At 61.0% G+C, this 7,025-nt stretch carries 6 protein-coding genes; 4 read left to right on the top strand and 2 right to left on the bottom strand.

Annotated elements, in window-relative coordinates; translation table 11 throughout:
- Nucleotides 1-11: 11 nt before the first annotated feature.
- Nucleotides 12-923, bottom strand: a complete 912-nt coding sequence (locus NA637_RS17645) for a LysR family transcriptional regulator (protein WP_256073598.1) — start codon at nt 921-923, stop codon at nt 12-14.
- 130 nt (nt 924-1,053) lie between these two features.
- Between NA637_RS17645 and NA637_RS17640 the strand changes: the two genes are divergently transcribed.
- The 4 genes from NA637_RS17640 to NA637_RS17625 all read left to right on the top strand — a co-directional run bounded on the left by NA637_RS17640 (nt 1,054) and on the right by NA637_RS17625 (nt 5,900).
- Nucleotides 1,054-2,298 carry a D-amino acid dehydrogenase gene (locus NA637_RS17640; RefSeq protein ID WP_256073597.1) on the top strand — a complete coding sequence of 415 codons (1,245 nt, stop codon included), beginning with the start codon at nt 1,054-1,056 and terminating at the stop codon, nt 2,296-2,298.
- A gap of 24 nt (nt 2,299-2,322) precedes the next feature.
- Nucleotides 2,323-2,676: a RidA family protein gene (locus NA637_RS17635; RefSeq protein ID WP_256073596.1), complete on the top strand. Its 354-nt coding sequence runs from the start codon at nt 2,323-2,325 to the stop codon at nt 2,674-2,676.
- A 108-nt stretch (nt 2,677-2,784) separates the two neighbouring features.
- Nucleotides 2,785-3,756: a TAXI family TRAP transporter solute-binding subunit gene (locus NA637_RS17630; protein ID WP_256073595.1), complete on the top strand. Its 972-nt coding sequence runs from the start codon at nt 2,785-2,787 to the stop codon at nt 3,754-3,756.
- Between the two features lie 155 nt (nt 3,757-3,911).
- Nucleotides 3,912-5,900, top strand: a complete 1,989-nt coding sequence (locus NA637_RS17625) for a PhoX family protein (protein ID WP_256073594.1) — start codon at nt 3,912-3,914, stop codon at nt 5,898-5,900.
- Nucleotides 5,901-5,932: 32 nt separating this feature from the next.
- Here the strand turns inward: NA637_RS17625 and NA637_RS17620 are convergent, their stop codons facing one another.
- Nucleotides 5,933-6,985 carry an AI-2E family transporter gene (locus NA637_RS17620; protein WP_256073592.1) on the bottom strand — a complete coding sequence of 351 codons (1,053 nt, stop codon included), beginning with the start codon at nt 6,983-6,985 and terminating at the stop codon, nt 5,933-5,935.
- Nucleotides 6,986-7,025: the final 40 nt, after the last annotated feature.

Below are 7,025 nucleotides of genomic sequence, written 5' to 3'. Positions count from 1 at the left end.
TCAGCCGATGACTACGCTCGGAGCTGATCGCCCATCAGGCTATTGGCTTGCTTGCGTACCTGCTCAAGCAGCTCAAGCTGCGCGGCGGACGGCGATTCCTGGGCTCTTACCAGCGCATAGAGCGGTACGGGGATCAGCGGTTCCAGGGGGCGTGCCTGCACCCGCTGCCCGTCCCCTGCCTGCGCAGTCAGCGGATCGACCAGCGCCAACCCTTGCCCGGCGGCCACCAGCGTGCGTGCCAGTTGGTACGTCTGTACCCAGGTATCGATGCGCGGCGGCGGATCGAGCGCTTCCAGATGGCCGCGCAGCAGGCCGCCGAGCGCATCATGCGTATCCAGACCGATCAGCGGGGCGTCGGCCAGTTGCTCCAGCCGAAAGGGATGCGAAAGCGTTTCATCTGACCACCAGCCGACCGGGGCAATCACCATCATCTGTCCCTGCGCGAGGAGCTGGCTGCTCAAACCCGGATGCTCCACCGCCTGCAAGGTCAGCCCTAGATCGGCCTCGCGCAATAACAAGGCCTGGGTGATTTCTGCGGTGTGCTGGGTTGCCAGATGGCATTGCGTATTGGCGAATCGCGTACGCCAGTGGCGCAGCGCCTCGGGCACCAGCGCCTGCGCCAATGCGGGCGTGCAGATCAGCCGCAACGCGCGCTCCTCGCCCCGACCGAGGTTGCCGGCCAGCCGCCGGAGATTCTGCAGATCGGCGGCGAGCCGCTCGGTTTCCTGCTGCAGGATCCGCGCTTCGGCGGTTGGTTGAAGCTTGCCCCGCACCCGGCTGAACAGCGCAAAACCGAGCTGCTGCTCGGCATGCTTGAGAATCTTGCTCGCCGCAGGCTGCGAGATGTGCAGCAACTGCGCGGCGGCGGTCAGGCTGCCGGTCTGCAGGATGGCCTGGAACAGTTCGATGTGGCGAAGGCGCATGCGCAATGCTCTGATCTGACTGTCGAAGCATAACCATAACTTCGGGTTATGGGTTACCTCCATCCTTTCATTGGCCGCTTCGCTCCTGTTGCTTCTAGGCTGCTGTCATCAAACGTCTGGGAGCGGCAGGATGCGAATCGCGATAATCGGTGGCGGTGTGATTGGGCTGACTACGGCCTACGCACTAGTGCGCCAGGGACATCAGGTCGAGCTGATCGAAAAGCGTGATCAGGTGGCGTTGGAGACCAGCTTCGCCAACGGCGGCCAGCTCAGCTATCGCTACGTATCACCGCTGGCCGATGCAGGTGTTCCCATGCAGGCGCTGGGCTGGATGTTGCGCGGCAACGATGCGCCTCTGCGGTTCCGGCCGAAAATCAGCAGGCAGCAGTGGCGCTGGTGTTTGCGCTTTCTGCTCGCCTGCCGGCACTCCACCAATCGGCGTAACGCGCAGCACTTGCTACGCCTCGCCCTACACAGCCAGCAAGTGCTGCGCAGCTGGCGGGAAGAAGACGGCCTCAGTGACTTCGGCTGGCGCGCCAACGGCAAGCTGGTGATCTATCGCAACCGAGCCGGTTTCGAAAAGGCAGCTGCCGGGCTCGATGCGAGCGCGGGTCAACTGGTGCTCAACGGCCCGCGTTGCATCGAAATCGAGCCGGCGCTGTTGCCCTTGTCTGGTGAGCTGCACGGCGGCATCTATTCGCCTGGCGACGAGGTCGCCGACTGCCTCTTGTTCTGCCGACGCCTCCTCGAGCGGCTGGAACGATCACCGAACTTTCGCTTGCACTGCGGGCAGGAAGTCGCTGCGCTGCACCAGGAGAACGGCCGAATTCGCTCGTTGAATGTCGGCGACACGCGACTGGACCTGGACCACCTGGTAATCGCCGCCGGCACCGCCAGCGTCGCGTTGTTGCGGCCGTTGGGAATCGAATTACCGATTTATCCACTCAAGGGCTACAGCTTGACGCTGCCGTTGAGCAGTCACATCGGCGTTCCGGAAACCAACGTGACCGATTACGACAACAAGGTGGTATATGCGCGCTTGGGGGACCAGCTGCGGGTGGCCGCGATGGTCGATATCGGTGGCTGGGACGCCAGTCTCGATCAAGGCCGGATCGCCATGTTGCAGCGCCTGGCCAGCGAAACCTTTCCCGCCGCGGGAGACTATCGTACGGCGGCCCAATGGGCGGGGTTGCGTCCAGCGACCCCGGAGGGAACGCCGCTGCTCGGTGCCGCTGCAATCGATAATCTCTGGCTCAACGTGGGTCATGGCAGCCTCGGTTTCACCCTGGCCTGTGGCAGCGCCGACCTGCTTTGCGACCTGATTGACAATCGACGTCCCGCCGTTGCGCTGGACGGCCTCACCCTTGCTTCCTGACTATGTCACCCAAGAGGAATCCACATGACTTTGCAACGTATCGGCAGTAATGAACGCATGTCCGCCGCCGTCACCTTCGCCGACCTGGTCTTTCTGGCTGGCCAAGTACCCGATGACCGCAGCGAGAACGCAGATGGCCAGACCCGACAGGTGCTGGCGAAGATAGACAAACTGCTTGCCGAGGCCGGTTCCGATCGCTCAAGAATCCTCAGTGCGCAGATCTGGCTGACGGACATCGAAGCCGACTTCGCAGCGATGAATGCAGTGTGGAGCGAATGGCTGCCGGCCGGATGCGCGCCGGCACGAGCGACCGTTGAAGCCCGCCTCGCCTCGTCAGATGTGCTCGTAGAAATCATGGTGATCGCCGCCAGCGCCTGATCGACCAGGGCCGGTTCATGCTCCATGGCGGTCGCTGAGATAATGACGTGTCGTCACGGACGATACGGTGGCAAACCCAACCAACAAAAAACATGAGAGGGACTCACCATGAACCAGAAGATCCGTATCGGTTTGCTCGGCTGCGTGCTTGCGGGTTCCCTGGGAGCGAACACCGGCATGACCCAGGAGCGTTTCGTCACTATCGGTACCGGCGGCCAGACCGGCGTCTACTACACGGCAGGCCAGTCGGTGTGTCGTTTTCTCAACCGCGCCGAGGTGCAGCCGGCGATCAAGTGCAACGCGCCGTCTACCGCCGGTAGTGTGACCAACATCATGTCACTGCAAAACGGCGAATATGAATTCGGCTTCATTCAGTCCGATCATCAACATAAAGCCCTGAACGGCCTCGCCCCTTTCGACAAGGGCGGTCCCATCGAAGAACTGCGGGCCGTATTCTCATTGCAGACCGAGATTCTCACCGTGGTCGCCCGAAGCGATAGTGGTATCGAGTCGTTCGATGACCTCAAGGGCAAGCGGGTGAACATCGGTGTGCCCGGCTCTGGTAGCCGTGACACCTTCGACGAAGTGATGAAGGCCAAGGGCTGGACCAACGCCGACTTCGCCCTGGCCGGTGAACTCAAACCCGCGGAGATGGCATCAGCTCTCGGCGATAACAACCTCGACGCCATCACCTACGTGGTCGGTCATCCCAGTGGCGCGATTCAGGAAGCGCTCACCAACGTCAGTGCGAAATTGATTCCCGTTTCCGGTCCGGAAATCGACAGGTTTTTGCAGGACGCTAACTACTACACCGTGGCGCAAATACCGGCCGGAATGTACCCGGACGTTGATTCGGCGGTGCCGTCCATTGGTGGTAAGGCCGTGCTAGCTACCACCTCGAAAACCGATCCCGAAATCGTCTATCAGCTGGTCAAGGCCGTTTTTGACAATCTCGACCGCTTCAAGCGCTTGCATCCGGCGTTTGCCGATCTGGACGCCAAGGACATGATTCGCGTCGGCCTCACCGCACCATTGCATGAAGGGGCCGAGCGTTTCTATAAGGAGAAAGGCTGGCTCTGAAGCTGTTGCGCCGCCCCCGGGGCGGCGTTGCCTCGACGTCTCGTATCATGGCACCAAACAAGCGAGCCGCTTGTCGGCAGCTATTAACCTGTCATTAAGCTGTCGCAACCTCAGCATAACGTCACAGTCCCGTCGATTAGCTATGGAGTTGCACCGTGACTGACGATAATCAAAACCTACTGTTCGGCAACGGCGATGAACTGCCGAGTAACCATTCCGCCAACCCTCACATCCAGGATGTCATCAACCAGGGCCGCCGCAAGGTCGTGGCGAGCGGAGCAGCGTTCGGTGCGCTTGCCTTTCTGGGCGGCCTGCCTTCGATGGCTGGAGCAGCCGAACCGGCCAAGATCGGAAGCGGTCAGCCCTTCCAGCGCCGTAATCGCCTTCCCTTTGGCCCAGTGCCGGTAACCCGCGCCGACACCATCACCGTGCCCGCCGGTTTTTCCGCCAAGGCGTTCATTCCGTGGGGCACGCCAATCTGCGGTGGCTACCCCGCCTTTCTGGAAGACGCCAGCAACAGCGCCGAAGACCAGGCTCAGCAGACCGGCATGCATCACGACGGCATGCATTTCTTCCCGATGGACGCGCGCTTCAAGAGCCGTAAAAGTGATCACGGTCTGCTCGTACTGAATCACGAGTACATTGATGCCCCGCTGCTGCATCCCAACGGCCCAACGGTGGTCAATGGCAAACGCGTGGATGCCGATGAAGTGCGCAAGGAAATCAACGCGCACGGTGTTTCGGTCGTCGAGGTACGCCGTGGCCCTCAGGGAGACTGGTCGGTACTGCCATCCGCTCGCAACCGCCGCATAACGGGCGCGACACCGATGCATATCGAAGGCCCGGCTCGTGGCCATGAGCTGATGAAAACCCGCTACAGCCCGAGCGGTACGTCGACCCGCGGCACGCTGAACAACTGCTCGAATGGCTACACCCCATGGGGCACCTACCTGACGTGCGAAGAAAACTGGGCAGGCTATTTCGCAACGCGAGACGCTGAATTGCCTCGCCACCTGGAGCGCTACGGCCTTCCTTCGAGCGGGCGTTACGGCTGGGAGACCGTTCGCGGCGACGAATTCGAGCGTTTCGATGCGACCGCGACAGCCGCAGACGCGCGAGCCGACTATCGCAACGAGCCGAATACGTTTGGCTGGATTGTCGAAATCGATCCCTTCGACCCGGACTCCACTCCGGTCAAGCACACTGCACTGGGCCGCTTTGGTCACGAAGGCTTGGTGTTTGCACCGCCCAAACCGGGCTGGCCGCTCGTCTGCTACTCCGGCGACGATTCGCAGAACGAATACATTTACAAGTACATCAGTCGCGACAAGTACCGCCCGCAGCGCAGCGACGGCCGGCTACTCGACGATGGCACTCTATATGTCGCGCGCTTCAACCCGGACGGCAGCGGCGACTGGCTGGCGTTGGATATCGAAGACGCAGCCTTCCAGCGGGCTTGCGCTGCAGCAAACGTCAGCTTTGCCGACCAGGGCGAGGTACTGATCAATACTCGTCTGGCAGCGGACATCGTTGGCGCGACCAAAATGGACCGCCCGGAGTGGGGCGCCGTTCATCCCGACACCGGTGAGGTGTATTTCACGCTTACCAACAACAGCTCGCGGCAGGAAACCGACGCAGCCAACCCTCGCGCGCCGAACCCCACCGGACACATCATCCGTTGGCGTGAGCTTGGCAAGAATCAGATCGGCACGCAGTTCCAGTGGGATCTGTATTTGCTCGCCGGGCCACAGAGTGACAGCCGGGATCCGCGCGGTCGGCCACTGACTGACGAAAACATCATGGCGAGCCCGGACGGGCTTTGGTTCGACGACGAGGGACGACTCTGGATCCAGACCGACATGAGCGGAAGTCAGCTCGGAAGCGGCCCCTTCGGCAACAACCAGATGCTGGTATCAGACCCGAAGAGCGGCGAAACCAAGCGCTTCCTGGTCGGACCCCAGGGAGCCGAGGTGACCGGTATCACCGCTACTCCGGACTTCCGCACGCTGTTTGTGAACATCCAGCATCCGGGGGAAGGATCAACGCCAACGGAATACACCAGCACCTGGCCCGACGGCCCAGGTCGCAGGCCGCGTTCGGCGACGGTGATCATCACGCGTGACGATGGCGGGCGTATTCTCTAGCCCAAGCGCGGCGTCCGGCTCCGCCCGGACGCCTACTCGGCTGCAGCGTCAGGGCTGATGAACAAAGCCCAGGATGACATGAACAAGGCGGCAATCAGCGGCCCTATGACGAAGCCATTCAGGCCAAACAGGGCGAGACCGCCCAAGGTCGAGATCAGCACCAGATAGTCAGGCATCTTGGTGTCCTTACCCACCAGGATCGGCCTGAGGAAGTTGTCTACGAGGCCAATCACCAGAATGCCGTAAAGCGTCAGGATCACGCTCTGGATGACCATGCCCTGTACCAGGAAGTAGATCGCGACCGGCGCCCATATCAGCCCGGCACCGATTGCCGGCAGCAAGGATAGAAACGCCATCAGCACGCCCCAGAGCAACGCTGCCGGTATCCCAAGAATCGCGAAGATCACTCCGCCGAGAAATCCCTGGGTAACCGCTACCACGATGTTGCCTTTGACGGTGGCGCGAACCACCCGGGTGAACTTGCTGAACAGCCTGCGTTTCTGGTTATCGCTCAGCGGCAGCGCGCGGCGGATTTTCACAACCAGATCGCGCCCGTCCCGGATGAAGAAGAACAGCAAATACAGCATCACGAAAAAGCTGACGAAGAACTGGAAAGTGCCCTGCCCGAAACTGAACGCCTTGGTCGCAAGGTACTGGCTGCCCTGCAAGGCGCCACTGGCAAGGCGTTCACGCAACTGATCCAGATTGCCAAAACCGAAGCGTTGCAACTGCTGCTGCAGCGAGTCCGGCAGCATCGCTTTCACCCCACCCACGAACTGGCCGACGTCAAGCTCACCACTTTCCATCTGTTGGTAGAGTGACGAGCCTTCCTGGACCAGAAGACCGGTAATCACAATCACCGGGAGCACCGCAACGATCAGGCTAACCAATAAGGTGATGATCGCTGTCAGGTTTCGCCGATGCCCCATATGGCGCTGCAAGCGGCGTTGCAGCGGCGAAAAGATGATTGCCAGAATGACCGCCCAAAATACCGCCCCGTAAAACGGATAAAGGATCCAGCCGAAGGCAATGCTCACGACGAACAACAGAGCAAGAAAGACTTTCTGCTCAAGGGTTGATTTCACGAATGCATCCTATCGCTGCGGTTGTATCCGTTAGTCAGCT

Origin of the sequence: Stutzerimonas stutzeri, from assembly GCF_024448935.1 — a bacterium.
In the GTDB taxonomy this organism is placed as follows: Bacteria; Pseudomonadota; Gammaproteobacteria; order Pseudomonadales; family Pseudomonadaceae; genus Stutzerimonas; species Stutzerimonas stutzeri_AO.
This window is presented reverse-complemented; position numbering and strand designations above follow the sequence as displayed.

Excerpts from the sequence above, each read along its gene's own strand:
- NA637_RS17630 (WP_256073595.1), top strand. The coding sequence starts at position 2,785 with ATGAACCAGAAGATCCGTATCGGTTTGCTCGGCTGCGTGCTTGCGGGT.
- NA637_RS17635 (WP_256073596.1), top strand. The coding sequence starts at position 2,323 with ATGACTTTGCAACGTATCGGCAGTAATGAACGCATGTCCGCCGCCGTC.
- NA637_RS17645 (WP_256073598.1), bottom strand. The coding sequence starts at position 923 with ATGCGCCTTCGCCACATCGAACTGTTCCAGGCCATCCTGCAGACCGGC.
- NA637_RS17640 (WP_256073597.1), top strand. The coding sequence starts at position 1,054 with ATGCGAATCGCGATAATCGGTGGCGGTGTGATTGGGCTGACTACGGCC.